The following is a 22,896-nucleotide window of genomic DNA, read 5'->3' as shown; positions in this document are numbered from 1 at the left end:
CTACGAAGTCAGTAAAACATTTTCAGACCAAAAAGGCTGTCAAGTCTTATTTGCGGCAGGGTGCTGAATAGTTACAATCGAGCTAAAACGCGTGCCCGGTAGTGTTCGGAATATTCAGCTGTTTTTTATGTTTTACCCTCTGTGGCCTTTGTGTTCTGGGTGGCAGATTTTTCGGTTTTGAATGAAGATCAAACAATGGCCTTAAGCTCATCGTTTGAACCAGAATTCGTATGACAGCTCAGTTGGCCAGACCCGTTCGGTTTAAGATGCGATCCATATCCAGAAGCATCACGTCGTTCATATCCTCTTTTCCCTCTTCCTGATAGCGGCCAATGGCTTGCACAATGCCCGCTTCACCATTGGTGGAGATACCCGATGGCAGGGGATGTTGGATATGGTCAAGGGTGTTGAAAAAATTGATGTCGTCCACAGCCACGGCAAACCGGTTGCCTTCGATCTCCACGGCAATGGCATACTCCATCAGATAGCGTTGCACCAACTCGGAGATGCCGTCGAAGAGCTGAAGCAGGCGCACCAAAACGCCGGATTCGGTCTCGTTGACCAGCTTTTTGGCATCTTCCGGGCGACCCGCCTTGACCATCTCTGCTGCCTCAATGGCCACATGGTGGATTGCCTTATGGGGCTCGTCAAAGCGGTCCATATATTTTCGGAGATTGAGGTTGTCCGTTTGGAATTTATCGTACCAGAGACCAAATTTGCACTTGCTGGGATCGGTCTGGACAGTGATGGGCTTTTCGTTGAAAACCTGGTCTTTCAGGGTGTTGACCCAGTTGATGTGGTCCTGCCTGCGTTGGGCCATGTTGTCGATCAGGGTATCGGTCTCCAGCACCCGGCTTTCGTCACCAAAGATCAGGCGTAGATCCAGCAGAGGAATGCCGTTGTCCTGAAAATCAATGACCCCCCGCATCTCTCCAGGCATGTTGGGTATGGCCGTGGCAGAGGGCATGTTGATCACTGAAACCACATCGGTGCCTTTGACCCCGTAGCTCCTGCGGTTGACAGTAAAGACAAGATAATTGCCATCTATGGGAAATGGACTCATCTTTGGCGTTTTTTGATTGAGGGTTCCCCCCTCTGACGCTTCTTGATTCATCTCCCCCCCCTCTGACGCTTCTTGATTCATGATCCCCCCCGCTTTGGTTTGGTGAATAAAAGTTCACAAGTTGCTTTAGCTTATATTTAATATTATACGTAACAAGAGTGTGCTTCATCAGCCAATACTGAAATTCCCTCATCAGCTACCAGTTTGTCGAAGGAATCATAGCGATTTGTCTGAAATTTGCAATAAATCTGTAGTACAACCGAACAAAAAGATCAAGTCAAGGAGGAGAAGGGGCTGTTGGCGGTTGCCTGAAGGTGGTACGCAGGTTCGATAGTGGTGCAGCGACCGTCAGCCATCGATGGGAAGGCCTGATTATTCTTTCCAGGGGGATGTTTTGGGATATCAGATGGTGATTATTTCAGGGTATCGCTCTATCGTCTGCCGGGAAAGCCGGTTGATTTTCCGTCAGAGAGCATCTCCTCGCCGCCGGGGGGCTGTTCGGCGATCAGTCCAGGTTGCGCTCTCGCAAAAATTGGGAAAAGGCCTCTTTGGGCAGGGGCTTGCTGAGATAATAACCCTGGATAAATTCGCAGCCCAACTTTTCCAGCATCTCCAGGTGTTCGTTCTCTTCAACCCCTTCGGCGACGATATTCAGGCGCAGGCTATGGCCCATGGAGATGATCGCCTTGACGATGGAGGAGTCATCTTCATCCTCGTGCATGTTGCGGATGAAGGATTGGTCGATTTTAAGGGCGTGGATGGGGAATCGTTTCAGATAGCTCAAGGAGGAGTAGCCGGTGCCAAAGTCATCCACTGAAATGTGGATATCCCGCTCCCGAAACTGCTGCAACAGGCCAATCACTTTGTCCATATCCCCCATCACCATGCTTTCGGTGATTTCCAGTTCCAGATTTTTGGCAGGCAGACCGCTCTCCTCAAGGGCTGATTCGACCTGTTCGATAAAGTTGGCTTGTTGAAACTGTCTGGAGGAAAGGTTGACCGCCACCCGTAGATCGTGACCTTGATCCAACCATTCCCGGGTATCGGCGCAGGCCTTGCGCAAAATCCAATCTCCCAGGGGAATGATCAGGCCGGTCTCTTCAGCGATGGGAATGAATTCCCCCGGAGAGATCATCCCCTTTTCCGGATGAATCCAGCGCACCAGAGATTCCATTCCCACCACGCGCCGATCGGGTAGATCCACCTTGGGCTGGTAGTGGAGGATAAAATCTCCCCGCTGCAACCCTTCCCGCAGCTCCCCTTCCAGGGTATGACGCCGTTTGGCCTGGGTGCCCATATCCGTCATGAAAAAATGGTGGGCGTTGCGACCACTGGCTTTGGCGGAGTTGAGGGCCAAGTCGGCATTGGTAATCAAAATATCCAGATCTTCGCTATCGTCGGGATGGATGGTGATGCCCAGGCTGGCGGTCAGGTGGATGGTTTGGCCATCCAGATGAATGGGTTGGCTGAGAGCCTTTTCGATTCGGTTGGCGGCATGGCCCACATCGGCGCTTTCAGCGACCTCCAAAAAGATCGCGGCAAATTCATCTCCCCCCAATCGGCAAGCGATGTCTCCGGGTCGCAGGCAACCTTTGATCCTTTGGGCGATCTCCATCAGCACCTTGTCGCCAAAAATATGGCCCAGGCTATCGTTGATGTTTTTAAAGAGGTCCATGTCGATCATGGCCAGGCCCATTTTGCTGCCAGCCCGCTGGCTTTGTCGAACAGCCTGGCGCAAACTTTCTTTCAAGGCATTGCGGTTGGGCAGTCCGGTCAATTCATCCCGGGTGAGGTGGGCGCGGATCTGTCGGGAGCGTTTGGCCCGGTGTTGAATCGCAACCACCAGTTGTTCCGGTTCGATACCCTTGTTGAGAAAATCATCGCCCCCCAGATTCATGGCGCGAAGCTGGCTTTGGGGGTCGGTTTCAGCGGAGAGAAAGACAATGGGCAGGCTGACGAAGGTTTCCCGCTGGCGAATGATCTGGGCCAGTTCCTGGCCGCTGCATTGGGGCATGTAGAGATCCATGAGGATCAGATCCGGCAAAAAATCCACCAAGGCTTTGAACGCCTGTAGGGGATCGGTGATCACCATGGTTTCCATGCTGGCCTGACGCAACAACAGGGCGCAGTGACCGGCGAAAGAGACAGAGTCGTCGATGATCAATATCCGGTAGGGATCTTCCTCTTTTTCCTGGTTGATCGCTTCCAACCCTTCGACGATCTGAGGGAGATTAAAGGGTTTGTTGATAAAACGGTTTCCCCCGGCACGAAGCGCTTCGAGTCGGTGGTGGATATCGTCGTGGACGGTGATGAAAAGGGTGTTGAGTGGGGTGTCACCCCGTGTTTGACGAATTTTTTGGAGCGCCTCCGTCCCCAAGCCATCCGGTAGGATGATATCCATGATGACGGCATCGGGTTCCTGCTCTTGAAAAGCAATCTGAAAAGTCGCCAGGGTGTCGAACCAGTGTACGGAATAGCCGTAGAGCGCCAGTTGCAGTTTAAGCTCCTCGGCCAGCACAGCGTCATCTTCCACCAGATAGATCAACTCACCTGATTTTTGTCGGCTACGCTCAGGCTTTTTTTCCAGGGTCGGAACCGGAGGAGGGGGGACGCCCTTATCCAAAGCCTTTTGGGAGAGTTGACTTAATCGATCCAGTTCAGCGCTGATTTTATTCTGTTCGGACTTCCCGGGAGGGTCCTCTTCCTCCAGAAAATTTTTCAGGAGAATTTCCACCTTGCGGGCTTCCAGGCCAATCTGGGGAAAACCAAAGGTGCCCCCCGACCCGGCCAGGGAGTGAACCAACCGATGCAGTTCCCGCAGCTGCTCAGGTTGCCACGCCCCCTTTTGCAGGTTTTGCCAAAGCGTTTGCATCTGCTGCAATTTTTCTGGAAGCTTGGCTGCCCACTCTGTGCGAATGGCTAGAAGCTTTTGAAAAATTTCGTTCTTTTTTGAAGGGTCGTCATCCATTTAGGTCGTGCCCTTGATGGGATGAAGGGTTCAAGCCGTTTGACCGTCCAGTCCATCCTTGACCGGATTTTGCCCAAATAAATGGCCATCAATACGGCTGATTATATCGTTATCTATTTACTGGCGTATAAAAAAAATAAAAACATACCGCTCTCAAGTGAACAAAAACCAACGAACTTTCTCTGGAAGAGGGCGGGCTGTTTCCATTGTCCATTTATTCTAGGAGCCCGGATGAATAGGGATCCAGCCATCCGTGATTCATCCCAGGGTCAGCCCCCTGACGGCATGAGTGGGTGCAGCTGTTTCAAATGGGGCCGGAATTTTATGTTTTTTATTGGGATTTCAGTCAAGCCATTCCTGGGTCCGTGCTGACAACAATGTTCAATTTCGGGAGCTGGAAGCAGCCTTTACCACCCGGTTGCGACCACCATTTTTGGCGGTATAAAGGGCCTCATCCGATCCTTTGGAAAGGGCTTTGATATCGTTAAAATCCGGATAGACGGCAATGCCGCAGGAGAAGGTTTTTTTAAACAGGGTCTCCTCGTGCTGGTGTTCGATCAGGCCAAAGGCTTCCCGAAGCTTGTTCATGATCTCCAGGGCCCTTTTTCCCCCGGTTTTGGGCAGAATCACAGCAAACTCCTCACCGCCGAAGCGTCCGACGATATCGGTTTTGCGCAGCCGTTGCTTGAGGAGTCGAGCCAGGCTTTTGATCACCCGGTCACCGGTGGGATGGCCGTAGGTGTCGTTGACGGACTTGAATTTATCGATATCCAGCATGGCGAAGGCAACCGGAGATTTTTCTCTTTTGGCGCGTTCCAGCTCAAACGCCATCAACTCTTTGCAGCGGGCGTGGTTATAGAGGCCCGTCATGGAGTCCCGCACCATCATGGAACGTAGCTTCCGATAGCGTTTGATGCGGGCCTTGACCGAAGAGATCAACTGCACCGCCTGGATGGGCTTGGTGAGAAATTCATCTCCCCCCTGGGCGACGGCTTCCCGCTGTTTGCCGGGATCGGTCTCCCCGGAAAGATAGACGATGGGAATGGAGTCGAAATCTTTCTGTTGCCGGATGGCTGCAGCCAGTTGGATACCGGAACAGTGGGGCATGTGGATATCCATGAGAATCAGGTCGGGCTGGAACGATTCCAACGGCTCCATGGTTTCCAGAGGGTTTAAGACTTGTTGGGTTTCCATCCCGGCCCCCCGAAGAATGATGGCATACACTTCGGCCAAGGAGGCGGAATCTTCGATAATCAGCACCCGGGGGGATTCTGGTGGCAGATCGTCGGTCAAATCATCCAGCAGATCGATGAGATAGGAATAATCCAATGGTTTGGGGCAGAAGGCCGCTCCTCCGGCCGCAACCGTGGCCAGACGGGTTTTGAGATTGTCCTGGTTGGAAATAAAGATGGTTGGACAGCCCGCACGGTTTTCCCGTCGAAGTGCCGCCAAGGCATCTATGCCATTGCCGTCCGGCATCTCCACATCCAGAATGATCCCATCGGGAGAGGATTCCTTCAATCCCTGGGTAAACGCCTCCAAGTGGTCGAAAATGGCTATTTCATAACCATAATGACCTACCTGGATGGCCAATTCTTTTTGCTGGGCCGGATCAGACAGCACAGCAAATAGGCGTTTTTGGGTGAGGGGCTTTTCCTGTTTTTGGTTGGATGCCTGATGGGGGAGGGGGGGTGGATTTTGAAACAATCCGGCATCCGAGCCATCCTTCACGTTGATCAGGGCGTTCAGCTCGATCAATTGTCCTTCGATTTCGTCCGGATCGATGGAATCGTGTGTCCCAGAGGGTCTCGTATTTTCTGCCTCCAAAATCGTTTTCAGCTGCACCTCAATGGCCCGGGCTTTTTCTCCCAGCTCGCCAAAACCGAAGGTTCCAGCAGCACCTGCCAGGTTGTGTAGCAGGCCGTGAAGTGCGACCAAATCACTTTTTTTCCCCTCTTTGGACCAGCCCCGCCAAGTAGCCGCAATCTCCTCAAGGCGTATGGGCAGCTGCTCGCCAAACGCTTGTTGTCGGCTCTCAAGTTCCTTGGTGATCCGCTCCCTATCAGATTTTTGCATGATCTCTCCTGTTTCAGAGGGGCCTGCATCAGTCATGGAAAAAGTGGCTGATCGTATTATTCCGGCCTGGCCCCCGGACCTGCATTAAATGTTCTGGGCAAAATTTAGCGTTTTTTCTTTTATTCGCAAAGGCGTTGCGATGATCCATGGTTTGGATGGGGAGAGACATTCTTTAAGAAATTTGGACACTCTGTTTCGAGCCAAGGAATCCCCACTCCCTCAAGCAGTGTATCCCCATCTGTTCAGTGAGGGTATCCCTCTCTTCGTCTGAACTGTCGAATTATTACCCACGCCTGTCAGAAGCTGCCCTTTTGGGCGTGGGAGAGAGAGGATCGTTTTGTGCTGTCGAATGCCGACAATTCGGGATATGTTATTGATTTTGACAAAGAAATGTCCCGTCATTGCCGTTGCGGGGGGGGGTGAAAGCCAGCTGGGATTTAAACCGGCTCATGGGTGGAAATTACCGGAGGCAGAGAAATAATATGGCGTGGGTTTTTGGTGCTTACAATCCTTCCGGATGGGTGGAGAGCCAGGATGACCATTTTTCCCGGTAGGCATCCCGTTTTTCGGTGGTGGCAAAGATCAGATCGGCACCGCCATCGTAGGGGGCATAAAGCTCTTCGGTGGCCAGGGAGATGAAGAGTTGGTGGAGAAGATGATCTTCAGCCGCCTCCCGCAGGAGGGTATCGAATGCCCCAGACTGCCAGATTGTGCCGACCATGGATTGTCTCAGGAAGAGCGGTTCCGGATCGTCGGGTGAATCGGGATCATCGAAGGGATTTTCATTGCCGGGTACTTCCTGTAGTCGCTGTACCAGATCGAGATGGGGGGAGGGGAGTGGCTCAGAAAATTGAGCCGGTCCCGGCTCCACACCAAAGGAGGAAAACAGGAGAATACAATCGTTGCCAGCCCCCAATACTTCGGTAGCGGCCTGATTGTGACGGTCGAGGAGGATGGCGTACTCCTCTTCATTTTCCGGATAGCGTTTTGACTCGGGCAGGCTGTGAATTCGCAACCAGCGTTGGGGAAGCGCTTTGCGTATGGCCCAGCCAACAGGTGCAATCCCTTGGAATCGTTGATCCCACCAGGCACGAAATTCATTCCCATCCATGGTGTGGTTCCCTTCTTGTGGATTGAACGGAGCGTTGGCGCAACATGGTGTTCGGTGCATCCAAACAGCTTGTAGAGTATTGTAACATCTTCCAGCAGTTTATCATAAATAGTGGCTGTTTTGCTGAAAAATGAAAAATGCTTCAAGGTGCTGGTCGTTTCAAGAGCCTGTCGCAATATGCCGCTTTTGGCCTTGATGCAGCGTTTCACAGCTTTCTGTGAGTCTCACATATACCTGAATATGCTACGATTCTCAAAAACTACAAGCCAAGCCTTACGACCAAAATCGACATATTGCAACAGGCTCTCAAATAAAAATGGGTAACAACCAGACCGATATAGGGTCTTCTGGGGTCGGCTGATAGTGAAATCGACGAGTCGTTATCGTTGTAAAACGGTGTGGGCTTTTGGGGGTTGCCATCTATCGGAATGGAAGGCAGCCAGAATGGTCATTCTGAGCCGAGAATGGATCTTGGGTTTTCTTGGTTGATTCATTTCAGAGAAAAGGGCCATCGTTCAACCTGAAAAGGGTTGTTTGACCCTGCTGAGGAGGTTGTTGGGGATGTGGTATAGCCCCATTTTAAAAATGGATATGCTCTTCTGGCTCGTCATCCCCGCGAAGGTGGGGATCCAGAAAGTCCAGCGCGAATATGACCAGGTTTTGCGTTACTTTCAGCCCGCGCAGGCCTCTTGTAAGGTTGGTGTTTCTTTTGAATACAAACTTTATCTCTCCTGGATTTCCGCTTAGGGGGGAGGCATGCCTCATCTTCAGTTGGAGTGATTATCGAGCAAAAGGCAGGGACTCTTCGGAATCGGGGTTTATATTACCAGCTCCTCCCCTCCCAGCCATCAAATCGTAATTTCCACCAGGGTGATGTCATCGTCGTGGAGAGAGGTGCCCGTGTGATTTTCCAGGCGGGGCAGAATCTCTTCCAAGGCCATGCCTGTCGAAGCCATCTCTTTGAGAAAGTCCTCAAATCGATCCGTGCCAAACATTTCCGCGTGGCTTCCCTGGGCTTCGATCACTCCATCGGTAAAGGCGTAGAGCTTATCTCCATTGGCAAGATTGACATGAATGGTCTCTTCGGCAAGGTTCAGTTTTTTGGTGATTCCCAGGGGAGGAAAGTTGGAGGGCATGTGCTCTACGATCTCACCTTCCCGAATCAACACCAGCTCCGGCAATGCGGCATTCCAAATTTGGGCGCTTGTTCGATCAGGGGTGATTTCGATGAGGGCTGCGGCAAAAAAGAAAAGGGCCGGGAGACGGGCGCACAGCTGTTGATTGATTTGCCGGTAGATCTCCTCTCCAGCAGCTTCCTGGGCGGCCATCTCATGGAGGATATAGGTCACCAACGGTCCGCCAATCGCTGCAGGCAAACCATGACCGGTGAAATCTCCCATGAGGATCAGCTGTCTCCCCTGTGGGGTAAAGGTGGAGAGGAGCATATCCCCGGCGGTCTCCTCCACCGGAGCCACCAAAGAGCGCAGGTGACGTACATCCAAACCGTCGGCTCCCCGCATTTTGAGGATAATGCTTTCAATCAGCTCCCGCTCCTTCAAAAGCAGTTCGTTCTGCTTGTCCAAGGTCTGCTTGGCTTCTTTCAAAGCCAGATGGGTTTTGACCCGGGCGATCATAATGGGCACGCTGAAGGGTTTGATGATGTAATCCACCGCCCCCAACTTGAGCCCTTCAAGCTCATCGGCCACCTCGGATTTTGCCGTGACGAAAATAACCGGAATTTCCCGGGTCGATGGGTCGGCCTTGAGCCTGCGACACACTTCATAGCCATCCATTCCCGGCATCATGATGTCCAGCAATACCAGATCCGGTGGGGGGGTAAGGTGGGCAATCTTGAGGGCAATCTCACCGTTGGTGGCAGGACGGACGACATACTCCCCGGTTAAGGCGCCTACCATGATGTCGATGTTGCCTGGGGTGTCATCCACCACCAGAATAATCGATTTTTTTGCCCCTTTGGCTGACACGTTGTCGTTCCCATACTGTTGAGTGGTTGAAGAGATATCGGGCAACGGGATGAATGATATTCCCAGAGCCTTCTTTTATCGCCATAAAAAATATTTCGCACTTTAGCACGGTTTTGGCTGCTTAAGCGAGATCAAGAGAGGTAGAAAGGAAGAGGGATACAGAAAAAATGTAATAGCAGCTGATTGTTGGAGAGAACGATGGAAAAATATACTCTACAGGCCTGATTTCAGGTGAAAGTTTTTTTATTTGTTCAGTGTCTGAAGTAATGGAATTGAAATATCATTGTTTTTTTGGTCTGCCATCTCCTGAAAAGGTTCCCACAAGACTCTTGAAAACAATTATTTCTTAAATTTATCGGACATGGATAAACTTTTTGAAGAGAGTGGTGTCCAATCCCCTCATGGGTTACTCTCGCCTGAACGGGAAGAGTGGTTTGGCCGTGTCCAGGATGGCATGCGGTTACTATTTTGAAAGCAGCCAGTTGGTATGGATGCTGCAATCTACCGGGGACAAGGTTTATGAAATAAACTTTACCGGAATCAGGGATGATCATGAAACCATTTGAATTTCATAGAAATGGCACCGGATACAGCCTTTTTCAGGAGGGCCGGGTGATCGTTGAAGGGCTCTCCATCAACGAAGCACGTGACTTGACCGACCTGCTCAACGCCTCTCACGATGCCGCTGCCTCGGCACTTTTTCCCCCCACGCGGCAAAATGTGCGTCAATCCAGCTCTCTCTCCTCCCTGGTAGGCTATCCCCGCACCCGCTCAGCAGCCTGACTGGGCTTTTGAGTATTACTGAATAGTTGGCCAGCTGGTATGCCACAACGGCCCTACTGACAAAATGGGGTGTTGGAGAGCCCGGCGCTCCCCCGTCTTTGCGCTTTAGGATGGTTCTTTCTACCATGGGTAGAAATTGAACTTGAAAGATTGGCCGACAGCTCTTGGAGCGTGTCGCCGTCAAAAGCCTATCACCTCAAAATAATCGCCCATAAGGACTCCCCCATGAGCCTGCCCAAGTGGCATACCCACCCCCTGGCCCCCGCTCCCGGAACGGTGCTTTGTTCGTTGGATGAACTACCTGAATCCGGTGGCAAGGAGTTTCATTTCGGGAAAGGTAAGCGCCCCTTTCGCCTGTTCGTTTTGCGGCATGCCGGGGGTATTCGTGGCTATGTCAACGCCTGTAGCCATTTCCCGGGTACGCCACTCAACCCAAACAACATCGGCAACTTTCTGGATACACACAACCCGGAGCAGATCTACTGCGGGGTGCATGGCTCCCGTTTTGATATCGAAACCGGTGGGTGTCTCTCAGGGGATTGCGATGGCGATGGCCTGGAGCCGGTACCGGTGGAGGTGATGGAAGGGCAGTTGGTTATTGGCGAGGGAGAGCTTGATCAAGCTTGATCCTTGGCCTGGGTCTGAGAGGCTTTTGGGGTTTTGGCGTTGGATCCAAGGTATGCATCAATTATCGGAGCTGGTTTTTTTGGAATGACACACCATCCGGGCGATGCAGTGACAGTGGAAATGAATTTTTTCCGCTATCTGTTCCAGCTGAGGCAGGTGGGTGGGGAGGGTTGGGCAGGGGCGTGCCAGAACGGCCTCCGCCAGAGCGGTATCATTCGTCACCAAGCAGGCACTGGTAGAACGGAAGAGATCCAGAAGCGTATCCACAACCTCCTCAACTTTTTCCAGGGCGGAAGGGGCAAAGGGGTCCCGGGGCTTTCCGGCAAATCCGATGAGCGCTTTTCCCAAAAGTTGCAACTCGTTTGCGGTGTTGACTGAAGTGAGTAGCCGGTAGGCATCCTGGTCGCTGGCAGGATGATTGCTGGCTTTGTTGAGAAAGTCACGGATGGCGGTGACGATTTTTTCCACCCCTTCCCCTTGGGCTTGCACCCCTTGAAAAATCCCTGGATGCCACGCGATCATCCCTTCAAAGTTATCCACCATCATCTCTTCGATCAGATTGCAGACAAGCGCCATCTCCCGCCGGGCCATCCCCAGGGCCAACGCTGGGGAGGAGACAAGCTCCTGATCCAGATACTGCGGAAAATAGGGGCCGGAAAAATCCAATTCCAGAGGATCATTTTCAGCGCGTATGGAAAGCCGTTTTTTAAATCGGGAGAGTCGATCCAAGAGCACCATGATGACACGCTTTCTTCAGGCTCATCCCTCCCTGGGATAGTTCCCTCTCAGGGGATCCTCCGGGAAGCAGGATATGATTCAACACAACGAATTTTCAACGACCATGACCCCAATGGATCGGAATTTCAAGTCCTATGATTTGGCCTCAGCTTTGAGTCGCATGAGCCGTCGGTTCAGAGCCGGGCGGGAGACCCCCAACAGCATGGCGGCAATACCCTGATTGCCTTCAGTCTGACGCAACGCCTCCTGGACGATCAGGTTTTCCGCCTCTTTGAGCGTGGGAAAACGCCCCGTTGCCCGCACTGTGGAGCGGATTTGATTCATCACCTTGCTGGCTGAAGGATCCAGGCCAGCGGTGTTGGCGCGGATGGCATTTTTGATGCTTTTCATGGAGACAATCTGACCGCTGCGATGTCGGGCCACGGCATCGTGGATCAAGGAGCGCAGCTCCCGGATGTTTCCGGGAAAGGGATAGGATGAGAGAAGGGTGAAAAGTTCCGGTGGCGGCTCCAGGGTGGGCTTGCCCATGGCCAGACACGCCTCTTGGAGAAAATGGCCTACCAGCAGAGGGATATCTTCCAGACGTTCCCGCAAAGGGGGCAGGTCGATCTGATGGGCAGAGAGGCGGAAAAAAAGATCCTGCCTGAAGGAGCCGTCCTGCATCCGGTGGCGTAGATCCTGGTTGGTGGCCACCACCACCTGGGCATCGGTCAAGCGGGGCAGATCCGATCCCAGGGGATAGTAGGATTTTTCCTGGAGCAGGCGTAACAGCTTGACCTGGGAGCGTTTGTCCAGGTCACCGATTTCATCCAAAAACAGTATCCCCCCGTGGGCTTTGGATACCAGCCCCTCCCGGGGATGGGTCGCCCCGGAAAAGGCCCCTTTGCGGTGGCCGAACAGGGTGTCGGAAAACATGGTTTCATCAAGACCGGCCACATTGACCGAAACCAGTTCTCCAGCCAGACCGCTCACGGTGTGGATCGCCTGGGCCAGCACCCCCTTGCCGACACCGGTCTCCCCGGTGATCAAAATCGGTTCGGTGGAGCTGGAAAGAGCCTGGACATACTGAAAGACCGCTTCCATCCGGGGGCTGTTGGTAATGATGCCGTCGAAGGCTTCATGGCGGTGGCCCGGGTGCTGGAGCAGACAGGCCTTGAGAGAGGAGACCTGGTTGCGCAGGGAGCGCACCTCCAGCGCCCTTTTGATGGCTGAGACAAAGCGGCTCTCCTCGACAGGCTTGACCAGATAGTCAAAGGCGCCGTTTTTCATGCACTGGACAGCGGTTTCCACATCCTGGGAAGCGGTCGCTACCACCACTGGAATTTCCGGATGGTGCTGGACGATTTCCGGTAGCAGCTGGGTGCCGGAAATGTGGGGCATGATTAAATCAAGCACGATCATGCCTACTGGTTTTTTAGCCAGATAGGGGAGTAGATCACGGCCATCGGCCATGGTCACGACAGAGGTGACGCCAAAGGTCTTCAACAGGACGCTGGAGCTGAAGAGAACCTCTTCATCATCATCCACCAGGATGACGGGTGGGGTGGTGCGCTTGGGGTGGCTCATGTCTGCAATCCATCCAGGGTGGATGGAATGACCGGCAGACGGATCGCTGCCAGGGTGCCCTCTCCAGGGCTGGATTCATAGGAGAGCCTGCCGCCATGATTGCGTATGATCCGGTCTGAAAGGGAGAGCCCCAGGCCGGTGCCGCCGCTCTCCTCCTTGGTGGTAAAAAAGGGTTCGGTAATCATGCTCAACCTCTCTTTGGGAATGCCGCAGCCCTGATCCTGGATTTTGATGCTCAGATATTCCCCCGACTCTTCCAGTTCGGCTGCCACAGCCACTCCCTTTCCTCGGTCCGGGAGGGACTGTAGGGCATTCAGAATGATGTTGATGAAAACCTGTTCCAGTTGTTGAATGTTGCCCCGTACCGGGGGTAGCTCCTTCTTGGGAGCGAGCTGAAAATGATCGGTGTGTTTTTTGATCTTGTTTTGCAGAATCGACACCGCTGCATGGAGGGCGTCGGGAATGGAAACCTGATCATCGTTCCCACCCCGGTCCTGCTGGGCCATGTGTTTGAGATTGGCGACAATTTTTTTGATGCGGTTGGAGCTGCTGGAAACCCCCTGGAGCAGCTTGGGCAGGGTGGTCAGAGCCTCCTCCACCGGCATGCCCCCGACGGCAAATCCCGGATTTTCATCGTGGTGGCGTTCGATCACCGGCAATATATCCCCTAAGGCCCGCTGAAGAATGGAGGCGTTGAAGCGAATGGCGGAGTTGGGATTGTTGATTTCATGGGCGACACTGGCCGCCAGCACCCCCAGGGAGGCCAGGCGGGCGCTACGGATCGCCTGGGCCTGGAGGATCTGATTTTCCGTGACATCCCGCAGGATGACCATGGCGGTGGTCACTTTCCCATCCCGCTGCACCGGCGCCACCCGGGCATCCCACCAGGAATAATCGGGATGGGAGCAGAGCACATAGCCTACCTGGTTGTGTTCGAACACCCGGGTGAGGGCTTTTTCATAGCGGCGTCGGCAGTTGACAGCCAAGGCGTCCAGAAAAGAGACCCCATCGACTTTTTCCAAGCCCAATCCCGGGCAGGCCCGATTGATGAAAAGAATCGTGCCGCTCTGATCCAGGGTGAGAATAATATCCGGAGAGTGGGCCAGGAGTGTTCCCAGGCGTTCGTTGCTCTCCTGTAGGGCATTTTCCATCTCAAGGCGGATGCGCATGTCCCGCTTGAGACGGTAGAGATAGAGGGAGAGCAGCAAGGTAAATAAACAGCCCTCCAGCAGCACCAGCCAGGGGCCTTCGTGAAAGGCCTGGGCACTGCGAAACCGGGGTGTTTCCTCACCGGTAAACCGCCAGCTGCGATCCCCTACCTGTAGTTGATCGGTCATGCGCATGCGGGGGGTATGGGGGGGCGGGTTGGCAGCAATGGGATCCTCCGGGGTGGCCAGTCGGCTCTGGTAGGTGAAAAGCACTTCCCGTGCCTCAAGTCTGGATTGGGCATGGAGCCAGATATCGATTCCCCGAGGCTCCAGATGGCCGATGGAAGCCTCTACCAGGGCATCGATGCGCATGATGCCTGCAACAAACCCCTGGAGATTTTCCAGGGATTGCCCCAAGGCTGCGACCGATATTTCAGGTCGGTATAACGCTAAAAAAGCCCCGATTCGGGCCTTCGAATCAGGCCAGGCATGGGGTAAAAACCACTCTCCCACGCTCATCTCTCCAGACGCCCTGGCCCGCTCCAGGGGGGCTCTCCAGAGGGGTGTGGTGATGAGATCAAGCCCCGGCAACTCCGGGTTTTCCAGTGCGGGCTCCACAAACAAAATAGGATAATGAATGGGTTGGCTGTAACGGGTTGGCTCCGCCTCTTCATTGGTATGGATTCGATAGTTCGGATCATGGCTGCGAGCGTCAGCGATAAAACCCGACCGCGCCTTAAGAGAAACCTTAGGAATCCACGCCAGGGCTTCCACTTCGGAATAGGTGGACAAAATGGCCTGGGCCGAAGTCTGGAAATTTTTTCGGGTGACCTTTTCAAAACCGGCCAGCAAGTGGCGCAGCTCTGTCACCGCCATCAGGTTTTTGTCGATCTCCTTTTGCAGCGCCCGGTAGCGGTTTTGGACGGCCCAATCAAAATCGAGCCGTTTGTGCAGGGCCATCTGGTGCTGGATGATCAAAAAGGTGGCCACGGAGAGGGTGAGTCCCGTGAAGGCCACCAGCCAGACCGAGGTGGATGTGACCAGGCTTGAAATGAGCCCTGGCCCTTTGGTTTCACCTCTGGACATGGCCGGGGTCATGGGGCAATGACTCCTTATTCCGGTAGGGCCTGGTTTCGATGTGGGCAGGCCGATGGGGTCTGGCGTCGGTGCTGGTAGACCGGGAGATCATAAGACCAGTGAAAAAATGACGAAATGGAGCGTCAGGGGTGGAAGCAGCGTGACAAACAGCCGATTGGCCGCCTCCGACAGGTTTTTTTTGGCAAACATGTAAAGGGTCGAGGCGAGGCCGAACTGAAGCCACATCAGGGAGCAGAGCATCCAGATGGTGTTGAGCTGTTCGGGGTCGCCGGTGGGAATATAGCTGACCAAAATGGCGTAGGAGCTGCCACCCCAGATCAACGCTGCAAACCACCAGATACCAGGGGCTTTTTTCATGATTTTGCGAAAGCTGTAGAGACAGGCCAGTTGAAAATAGATCAGATATGGGATGAGGCGGCCTGGTTGGGGCAAGGGGGTCACGGGTGCCAGCGGGGGGGTGGATTCGGTTTTTTCGATATGGCCTTGCTGCTCCATGGTCTTGACCTTTCGGCTGGGTTTGGGGCGGATGCCGAAGCATCCGCCCCTGGGGTGTTGAAAGGTGATCTTGAGGTTTTTTCTAGCGTGCGGCCTTCGAATAGAAAGGCTGCTCACTGGCTTGCATGAATCCTTCGGACTGTCGGGAAATGTTCTTGGCATAAGAGAAAACGCGGCGCAATTTGTCCATCACGTCCATCTCCACGGCAAAGGCTTCCACACGTCCGGGGGCTTCGGCGGAGAGGCGCTGGATGTGATGTCCGGCGGCCTCTTCCATGATTTTTTCAACCTCTTCGTCCATCTCCTTGATCTTGTTGATGGCCTCGATATCTTCCTCGGTCACCGTACGAATGGCATAGTCGAGAGCCCGGGAGACCACCTTGTGGAACTCCATGATGTTGGCCTCGGTGACTTCACTCACCTCAACCCCCTTTTTCAGGCGCTGCTCACCCAGACGTACCATGTTGGTTTCGATGAGATCGCCGACCCCTTCGAGATTGTCCACCACCGTTACCAGGGTCATCATCTCCTGGGTCTGCTCACGGGAGAGCTGACGGCGGCTGATGCGCCCCAGATAGTGGATGATGCCCGCATGAATCTGGTCCACTTCCTGGTCGCGTTTTTCAATGCTCTTCAAACTTTCCAGGTCGCCATGGAGCAGCACCGGCATGATGTCGTTCAACATCAGAGTCACCCGCATCCCCAGGCTTTTGATCTCACGACGTACGGCGTCCAGAGCCAGGGAGGGGGTAGCCAGAAGCACTTCCTGGATATAGACGGGTTTGGTCTCGACACCCATCACCTCGGCTTTGGTCATCGGGCGGTCCGGCAACAGCTTGTTGATGATGGCGGCAAACTGGTTGGTGAAGGGGAGGAAGAGAATAGTATTGGCCACGTTGAACACGGTGTGGGCATTCGCGATCTGACGGGGCACTTCGGCGGCCAGCTTTTCCATGCCCTGGAGGCTTGGATCCGCCACCGGGGACATCATGGTGACGAAGTTTGCCAATGGATCAATTAAACCGATCCAGATTATGACCCCGAAGGTGTTGAATAAAATATGCCCCAACGCCGCTCGGACGGCCTCTCGGGGTTTGCCGATGGAGGCCAAGAGGGCGGTGACACAGGTACCGATGTTGGCACCGAAGGCCAGGGCGATACCGGCAGGGAGGGTGATAAAGCCTTGGCTCGCCATGACGATGACGATGCCCGTCGTGGCCGATGATGACTGTATCAAACCCGTAAACGCCGCAGCGATCAATATCCCTACCATGGGACTTTCCATGGAGACCATCAGGTCCAGGAAGGGTTGGTAGGAACGCAGAGGCTTCATGGCACCGCTCATGACGTTCATACCGAAGAAGACAAGACCAAGCCCCATGATCATGAAACCATATTGTTTGGTATTGCCTTCCTTGCTGGCAAAGCTCATGGCAAAACCAACCGCCACCATCAAAAGCGCCAGCTTCGTTACCTTGAAGGCCACGATTTGAGCGGTAATGGTGGTGCCAATGTTGGCGCCGAAGATCACCCCCAGGGCTTGGGACATGGACATCAGTCCCGCCGTGATGAAGCCGACCACCAATACCGTCGTCACCGACGAGGATTGGATGATGGCGGTCACGAATGCACCGGTCGTTGCCCCCGCAATGCGGTTGGTGGTGAGCTTCGCCAGGATGGCCTTCATCCGGTCACCGGCGACCGCCTTCAGGGCGTCCGCCATCTGTTCCATTCCATAGAGAAACAGAGCCAGACCGCCCAGGAGGGTCATGGCCATGCTACCCCAGGCCATCTCCTTGCCGCCCGCCGATCCCGCTATTGCTTCGGTGAAAGGAAAGGCCAGGGCTCCCATTACCAGAGTGAGCAACAGGAGACGTCTCCCAATACCCTCCCCCAGTGTCCAGAAACGCTTGTCGAAAGCCATACGTAATCTCCCTTGGTTGGGTTGAACTTATTTGTCTGGGAGGCAGTATAGAGATCGATTATGCAGAGAAGATGAGGTGGCAGGTCTGTTTATGGAGAGGGTATGAAGACTGCGTCAAAAGTGTGTGAAAAGTGCTTTTCAAAGGGGAATAAGTATGGATGGCGTGCGAAGGATGAGGGGCTTGAACGGGTTTGCAAGGAGGAAGCTGAAAAGTGGGACAGTTCGGTGTCAGGATAAACGAAGGGGATGGCTGAGAGGAAAAACGACAAAATCGTAACTCAGTTTAACGGTTTGGTCAAATTTGTCGCCATGATCGGGGCATGCCGGGATAGTGAACCAAGGAGAGGGGTGATTCGTTGCGTGAGGTTGTTCATGGTGGAATGGATTCCCCCCCAAAGGTCTGCATGGCATCGGCTGAGATAATCCTAAATCCGGTAGTTGGGCGTACGCACATGCCCCAGCTTCTTGATCCACCAAGCAAATCGGGAGAAAATCTTGTGACCAATCAGGTGACGGCGATTTCTCCCAATTCACTATGTGAACCAATATCCTGCACCAGCCACACACGCCCAACTGCCGGATTTAGGATAATTGGAGGAGCGTATCAGGGAAGGGTGTGTCAGGGGGGGCAAGTGTCTGAAGGATCCTGATGGATCATCAGTAGTTTCCTCACTCCCCATCCCCTTTGCGCAATCCCGGTAGCGTAGCCCAGAAGAGGCAGCCGTGGGGGAGGATCGGCTCCATCCCGATGCGGCCTCCCATGCGTTCGACCACCTGCTTGACGATGGCCAGCCCCAGCCCCGCCCCGCCGAGTGTCCGGGAGCGGCTCACATCCACCCGGAAAAAGCGGTCGAATATTTTATGTTGGTGTTCCGGTGGAATACCCGGACCATTGTCTTCCACCTCCAGGCGGCTCTCTCGACCCACCTTGCGCGTGCGAATGGTGATCCGGGATCCTTGGGGGGAATATTTGATGGCATTGTCCAAAAGATTGAACAGCACCACCTCGGAGAGGGCTTCAAAGTCGGTATGCAGCTCCAGCTCCGACTCCACGGTGCAACCGATGGTGATGCCTTTTTCGTTGGCAACCTTTTTAAGCAGGGAGAGGGTGTGATGGACTGCGGCCAGCAATGAAATGCGCTTGACGGCCAGGGATTGTTGGTCTGCTTCGATGCGGGAAAGATAGAGCAGGTGTTCGATGATGCGGGAAAGTCGTCGGGCATTGCGCTCCAAAGCTTCCAGCAGCTCTGTTTCGGCGGGATTTTTTTCGGAGTGGAGGTCTTGGAGAAGCTCGGCATTGATCAGGATGATATGCACCGGCGTGCGCAGTTCGTGGGAGACGTTGGCGACAAAATCCCGCTGGGTCCGCTCCACCAGACGCACTTCAGTAACATCCCGCAAAACCAGCACGCAGCCGCCGTTGGCTTGGGTGTAGGTGCCGATGATTTGCAGACAGCGGCGGGAGGGGGTCAGAATGTCGAACTCCGTAGAACAGTTTTGGTCCGGGGTGTTTTCTTCGACCAGCTTGGCCAGTTCCGTCACGGGGACGGCTTCTTTCAGGGGCTTGCCAATGGTGTCGGAGGTGATGTCGAGCATCTCTGCGGCAGTGTGATTGACCAGGGAGATGCGTTGATCCCGATCCAGAGCCAGCACCCCTTCGCTCATCCCCTCCAGCACCGCCCCCATCCGGCTCCGGTCGTTGGCCAACTCCATCACCGTGGTTTCCAGTTTTTCGGCCAGATCATTGAACGATTGAGCCAGCCCTCCGATTTCATCACCGGTTTGAATGGGGATGAGTTGACCGCTCAACCCTTGGGTCATGGTGGCGGCACGATCCACCAGTTTACGGAAATTACGGGTGATATATTCCATGGCCAGCGCCGTAAAGAGGGCCGCCAGGAGGAAGGAGAGAAAGAGGGCGATGATCAAAATCCGCCGCTGGTCAGCGATGGCCCGTTCGATTTCAGCCAAAGATTTGGCAATTCGTAGTACCACGGGTTCACCGCTGATGGTGATCATGCGGGAGGCGTAGAGCATCTCCACGTTCAGGGTGTTGGAATAGCGTCGGGAAAGTCCTTTGTTCTCCTTGAAAGCCGCTTGAACCTCAGGGCGGTCCAGATGGTTTTCCACAGATTGGACTTCGCTGGTGGAGAGACGGGAATCCCCCAACACCCGACCGTACTTGTCGATAATGGTGATGCGTTCGTGGGCGGTCTCGCCGATGACATCCGAGAGTTTGTCGATTTCCGATATGGTGACCCGGCGGATATCCGCTTCCAAAAATACCTGGAGGAGGCGGGTGGTCTCCATCAGCCGAGTTTCAATGCTCTTTTCGAGGCGTGTCCGAAAGGTGGATTCGAGGGTGAAGCCTACTTGAAACAGGAGGGCAGCATCCAGTAGCAGAGAGATTAAAAACAGTTTGCCCCGAATGCCGATTTTCATGGGGAATCCTCTTTCATGATGCGCTGTCAGATATTGGTTTTTTCGACGGATGGGTTAAATCGGTAACCGACGCCTCGGATGGTTTCGATGCAGTCGGCAGCCACGCCTAATTTGCGTCTGAGCTGGGCGATGTGAGAGTCCACTGTGCGGGTCTGCACAATGGAACGTAATCCCCAGACCACATCCAATAAAAAATCCCGGGAATAGACCCGCCGGGGGGATTCAACGAAGAGGGTGAGGAGCTTGAACTCTGTGGCGGTCAGCTGAATTTCAGTTTGGTCGACAAACACCCTATGGGAATCCATCTCCACTGTGAGCTTGCCAAATTCAATTTTTAAAGGGGCTTCCTTGGGTGCTTCCCTGGGAGTGGAGCGCTTCAAAGCGACCTGGATACGCAACATCAACTCCCGGACGCTGAAGGGCTTGACCAGATAGTCGTCCGCCCCCACTTCAAGCCCCAAAACCCGGTCGATTTCGGCTCCCTTGGCGGTCACCATGATCACTGGGGTCATTTCCGTTCGGGGATCCTGACGCAGCTGTAGACAGACATCCAGCCCCGATATCCCCGGCAACATCACATCCAGCAACACCAGGTTGGGGATTGGTTCTCGAAGCGCTTCCTTCAGACCATCCTCACCGTTCATGGCAAAACGGGTCTGATACCCTTCCAGATTGAGCTTGAAGGCCATGGCGGAGACCACATCCTGCTCGTCTTCGATCAATAAAATGAGGGGGCCGTCGGATTTGCTTTTGGACTTCGATTTCGACCATTCCATCGAGATGTTTCTCCAGCATTTTGAAAAATAGAGTGAACTTTATAAAACAGCCCTCTCTGTCCAAGCCTTCCCCACAGCTGTTGGATAGCTCATCTCAAGGCATTTGGGATGTGAAGTTCATAAAAGTCTTTCCAGAGCTTTAAAGGGGTGTTCGTTTTTAAAAAATGAACAGTGATCGACATCTTACCCCATCTTGCTGAATAAACGGTCTTTTTTTTCAAGAAACCATTTCAGGATCTTTGCAAAAGTCGATAAATGTTTCAAAACGTTACACCCCCTCCACATCAACATCACAGACAGGCTTTCCTTTCAAACCCGTTGAAAAGATTAAAAAATTATTAAAAACAACTGGTTGGCATGCAATCTGTAATGTAGATAGGCAAGAAATCAAGAGGCGGGCAGCGGAACAAATCTTTACATGATCTTCATAAGATATCCGCACCCAGCCCCATTGAAACCAGCTTTAAAGGAGAGATTGTTATGTACACACAAACCGCAACTGAACAAAACGCGACGCCACCCAGTCGCTTCGCTCAGGTGAGTGCCGATTGGCAACAAAACCTGAATGGTGCGGGAAAAGCCCTGTTTACCGGTATAGCCACCCTGGGCTTTTGGTCACTGGCCGTCGGGGTCAACCAGGTGGAAGGGGAGAGTGGCTTGATCTTGTTGGGTCTCATCACCCTGGTAGGGGCCTGGTGGCTGCGGGTGCCAGCAGCCAAGGCCGTGGCTGCTGCTGACAAAAAGGCCTGGTACAGCGAGCCACTGTTGCCCCGGATTCGCTCTTCCCAGCGGGTGGTTCTTTTTTCCGGCGCTCCCAGCAATGACGGATGATCCGGTTTTTTCAGGCCATTTCCAGGGAGAGACCCATGTTCCTATTGAGAGACGGACCCTCGGGAGGCGGGTGTCCTTATGCTGGAAACCCCCATGACGGCAGTGGGTCCGATCCTTCGGGAACCGGTCCCTGGGGCTCTCCTGGAAAAAAGGGTTGGGAGGGGGATGATACCATCCTGGTCCCCATCGATTTTTCCTCTGACAGCCTGGAAGCCGCCCGGCAGGCCATTGATTCGGCCGCTGCCATGGGAACCACCGTTCTCCTGCTCCATGTGATCCATGACCCGGCAGGGGTATTGGATGCTGGATATGACGCCAAAAAGGCCCGTAAAAGATTTCATCGGCTGCGGGATGAAGCCGCTGACCGGATGGCGGAAACCATTCGGGAGCAAGGCCTCAACCATCGGGCACAACGGGCTGGCATCAAGTTGAAAACCACCTTTGCCCGGGGGGAGCCCACCCGCTGCATCCTGGATGTAGCCGCGAAAAAAGCCGCCAATCTGATCGTCATGGGGTGCAGCGGCCTGGGAGGGATTTCCAGTAACTGGATGGAACCCGTAGCGGGCTGGATGGGCTCCACGGCGGAAAGGGTGGTGCAGTTGGCTTCAGCACCGGTTTTGGTGGTCAAGGATAGAGCTTAGTTGCAGTGGTTGCGAAGAGACCACTGGTTACCTGATTCACAAGATAATGAGGAGTGCAGAATGAATATCACGCAAAAGGATTGGATGAGACGTCTAGTGCTCATCGCCCTGTTCACCCTGACGGCAGTTGCGGTCTCCATGCCTTGGACCGCCGAGGCTGCTCAGCAAGCCAAGGATTTGAACTTTTTCACCATCACCATGAAACTCTTCGGCGGCTTGGCCATCTTCCTCTACGGTATGGAGAAGATGGGCGACGCCCTGAAAATGGTCGCTGGCGAAAAAATGAAGGATATTCTGGGCAAGCTCACCACCAACCGGGTCATGGGATTGATCACCGGCTTGGTGGTGACTGCGATCATCCAGTCCTCATCGGTGACCACCGTGATGTTGGTGGGCTTCGTGACGGCGGACTTGATGTCCCTCTCCCAGGCGATCGGCGTGATCCTTGGTGCGGACATCGGTACCACGGTGACCGCCCAGATCGTGGCCTTCAAGGTGACCAAGTATGCCTCACTCTTGATCACCATCGGTTTTATCATGATCTTCATCTCCTCCGCCAGGGGAATAAAGTCCGCCGGGGAAATCATTTTGCCATCAGCCCGCTGCCAACGTACCAGGGATTCC

17 protein-coding genes are annotated in these 22,896 nt (G+C 53.9%); 5 read left to right on the top strand and 12 right to left on the bottom strand.

Annotated features, from left to right (window positions below):
- Positions 1–238: 238 nt before the first annotated feature.
- The 5 genes from HQL52_16590 to HQL52_16570 form a co-directional block, all read right to left on the bottom strand.
- Entirely contained in the window at positions 239–1,144 is a 906-nt protein-coding gene (locus HQL52_16590; GenBank protein ID MBF0371069.1) for a chemotaxis protein CheW, read from the bottom strand.
- Positions 1,145–1,568: 424 nt separating this feature from the next.
- The gene (locus HQL52_16585; GenBank protein ID MBF0371068.1) at positions 1,569–4,031 is read right to left on the bottom strand and encodes an EAL domain-containing protein; all 2,463 of its coding nucleotides are present in this window, start codon (positions 4,029–4,031) and stop codon (positions 1,569–1,571) included.
- Positions 4,032–4,412: 381 nt separating this feature from the next.
- Entirely contained in the window at positions 4,413–6,107 is a 1,695-nt protein-coding gene (locus HQL52_16580) for a diguanylate cyclase (protein ID MBF0371067.1), read from the bottom strand.
- A 502-nt stretch (positions 6,108–6,609) separates the two neighbouring features.
- Positions 6,610–7,218, bottom strand: coding sequence for a hypothetical protein (locus HQL52_16575; GenBank protein MBF0371066.1), 609 nt, complete (start codon positions 7,216–7,218; stop codon positions 6,610–6,612).
- A gap of 848 nt (positions 7,219–8,066) precedes the next feature.
- Positions 8,067–9,203 carry a SpoIIE family protein phosphatase gene (locus HQL52_16570; protein MBF0371065.1) on the bottom strand — a complete coding sequence of 379 codons (1,137 nt, stop codon included), beginning with the start codon at positions 9,201–9,203 and terminating at the stop codon, positions 8,067–8,069.
- A gap of 552 nt (positions 9,204–9,755) precedes the next feature.
- Between HQL52_16570 and HQL52_16565 the strand changes: the two genes are divergently transcribed.
- Together HQL52_16565 and HQL52_16560 are read left to right on the top strand one after the other, a co-directional pair.
- Positions 9,756–9,986: a hypothetical protein gene (locus HQL52_16565; protein ID MBF0371064.1), complete on the top strand. Its 231-nt coding sequence runs from the start codon at positions 9,756–9,758 to the stop codon at positions 9,984–9,986.
- Positions 9,987–10,211: 225 nt separating this feature from the next.
- Positions 10,212–10,613, top strand: a complete 402-nt coding sequence (locus tag HQL52_16560; GenBank protein MBF0371063.1) for a Rieske 2Fe-2S domain-containing protein — start codon at positions 10,212–10,214, stop codon at positions 10,611–10,613.
- 57 nt (positions 10,614–10,670) lie between these two features.
- Here the strand turns inward: HQL52_16560 and HQL52_16555 are convergent, their stop codons facing one another.
- From HQL52_16555 to HQL52_16525, 7 genes are all read right to left on the bottom strand, one after another.
- Positions 10,671–11,351 carry a hypothetical protein gene (locus HQL52_16555; GenBank protein ID MBF0371062.1) on the bottom strand — a complete coding sequence of 227 codons (681 nt, stop codon included), beginning with the start codon at positions 11,349–11,351 and terminating at the stop codon, positions 10,671–10,673.
- Positions 11,352–11,483: 132 nt separating this feature from the next.
- Positions 11,484–12,917 (bottom strand): sigma-54-dependent Fis family transcriptional regulator, encoded by a 1,434-nt coding sequence (locus tag HQL52_16550; GenBank protein ID MBF0371061.1) that lies wholly within the window; start codon positions 12,915–12,917, stop codon positions 11,484–11,486.
- The gene (locus tag HQL52_16545; protein ID MBF0371060.1) at positions 12,914–15,163 is read right to left on the bottom strand and encodes a CHASE domain-containing protein; all 2,250 of its coding nucleotides are present in this window, start codon (positions 15,161–15,163) and stop codon (positions 12,914–12,916) included. The genes HQL52_16550 and HQL52_16545 overlap by 4 nt, the downstream gene beginning before the upstream one ends.
- Positions 15,164–15,250: 87 nt before the next feature.
- On the bottom strand, positions 15,251–15,658 hold the full coding sequence (locus HQL52_16540) for a hypothetical protein (GenBank protein MBF0371059.1): 408 nt from the start codon (positions 15,656–15,658) through the stop codon (positions 15,251–15,253).
- An 82-nt stretch (positions 15,659–15,740) separates the two neighbouring features.
- Positions 15,741–17,582: a Na/Pi cotransporter family protein gene (locus tag HQL52_16535; protein ID MBF0371058.1), complete on the bottom strand. Its 1,842-nt coding sequence runs from the start codon at positions 17,580–17,582 to the stop codon at positions 15,741–15,743.
- Between the two features lie 669 nt (positions 17,583–18,251).
- A complete protein-coding gene (locus HQL52_16530) occupies positions 18,252–20,024 on the bottom strand; it encodes a PAS domain-containing protein (protein ID MBF0371057.1) in 1,773 nt (590 codons plus the stop codon).
- A gap of 26 nt (positions 20,025–20,050) precedes the next feature.
- The gene (locus tag HQL52_16525) at positions 20,051–20,800 is read right to left on the bottom strand and encodes a response regulator (GenBank protein MBF0371056.1); all 750 of its coding nucleotides are present in this window, start codon (positions 20,798–20,800) and stop codon (positions 20,051–20,053) included.
- 480 nt (positions 20,801–21,280) lie between these two features.
- Here HQL52_16525 and HQL52_16520 point away from each other — a divergent pair, with 480 nt between their 5' ends.
- The 3 genes from HQL52_16520 to HQL52_16510 form a co-directional block, all read left to right on the top strand.
- Entirely contained in the window at positions 21,281–21,631 is a 351-nt protein-coding gene (locus tag HQL52_16520; protein ID MBF0371055.1) for a hypothetical protein, read from the top strand.
- 35 nt (positions 21,632–21,666) lie between these two features.
- Positions 21,667–22,272: a universal stress protein gene (locus tag HQL52_16515; GenBank protein MBF0371054.1), complete on the top strand. Its 606-nt coding sequence runs from the start codon at positions 21,667–21,669 to the stop codon at positions 22,270–22,272.
- Between the two features lie 84 nt (positions 22,273–22,356).
- The coding region (locus tag HQL52_16510; GenBank protein MBF0371053.1) for a Na/Pi symporter at positions 22,357–22,896 on the top strand (540 nt) is incomplete at its 3' end.

It is taken from the genome of Magnetococcales bacterium (assembly GCA_015232395.1).
In the GTDB taxonomy this organism is placed as follows: domain Bacteria; phylum Pseudomonadota; class Magnetococcia; order Magnetococcales; family JADFZT01; genus JADFZT01.
This window is presented reverse-complemented; position numbering and strand designations above follow the sequence as displayed.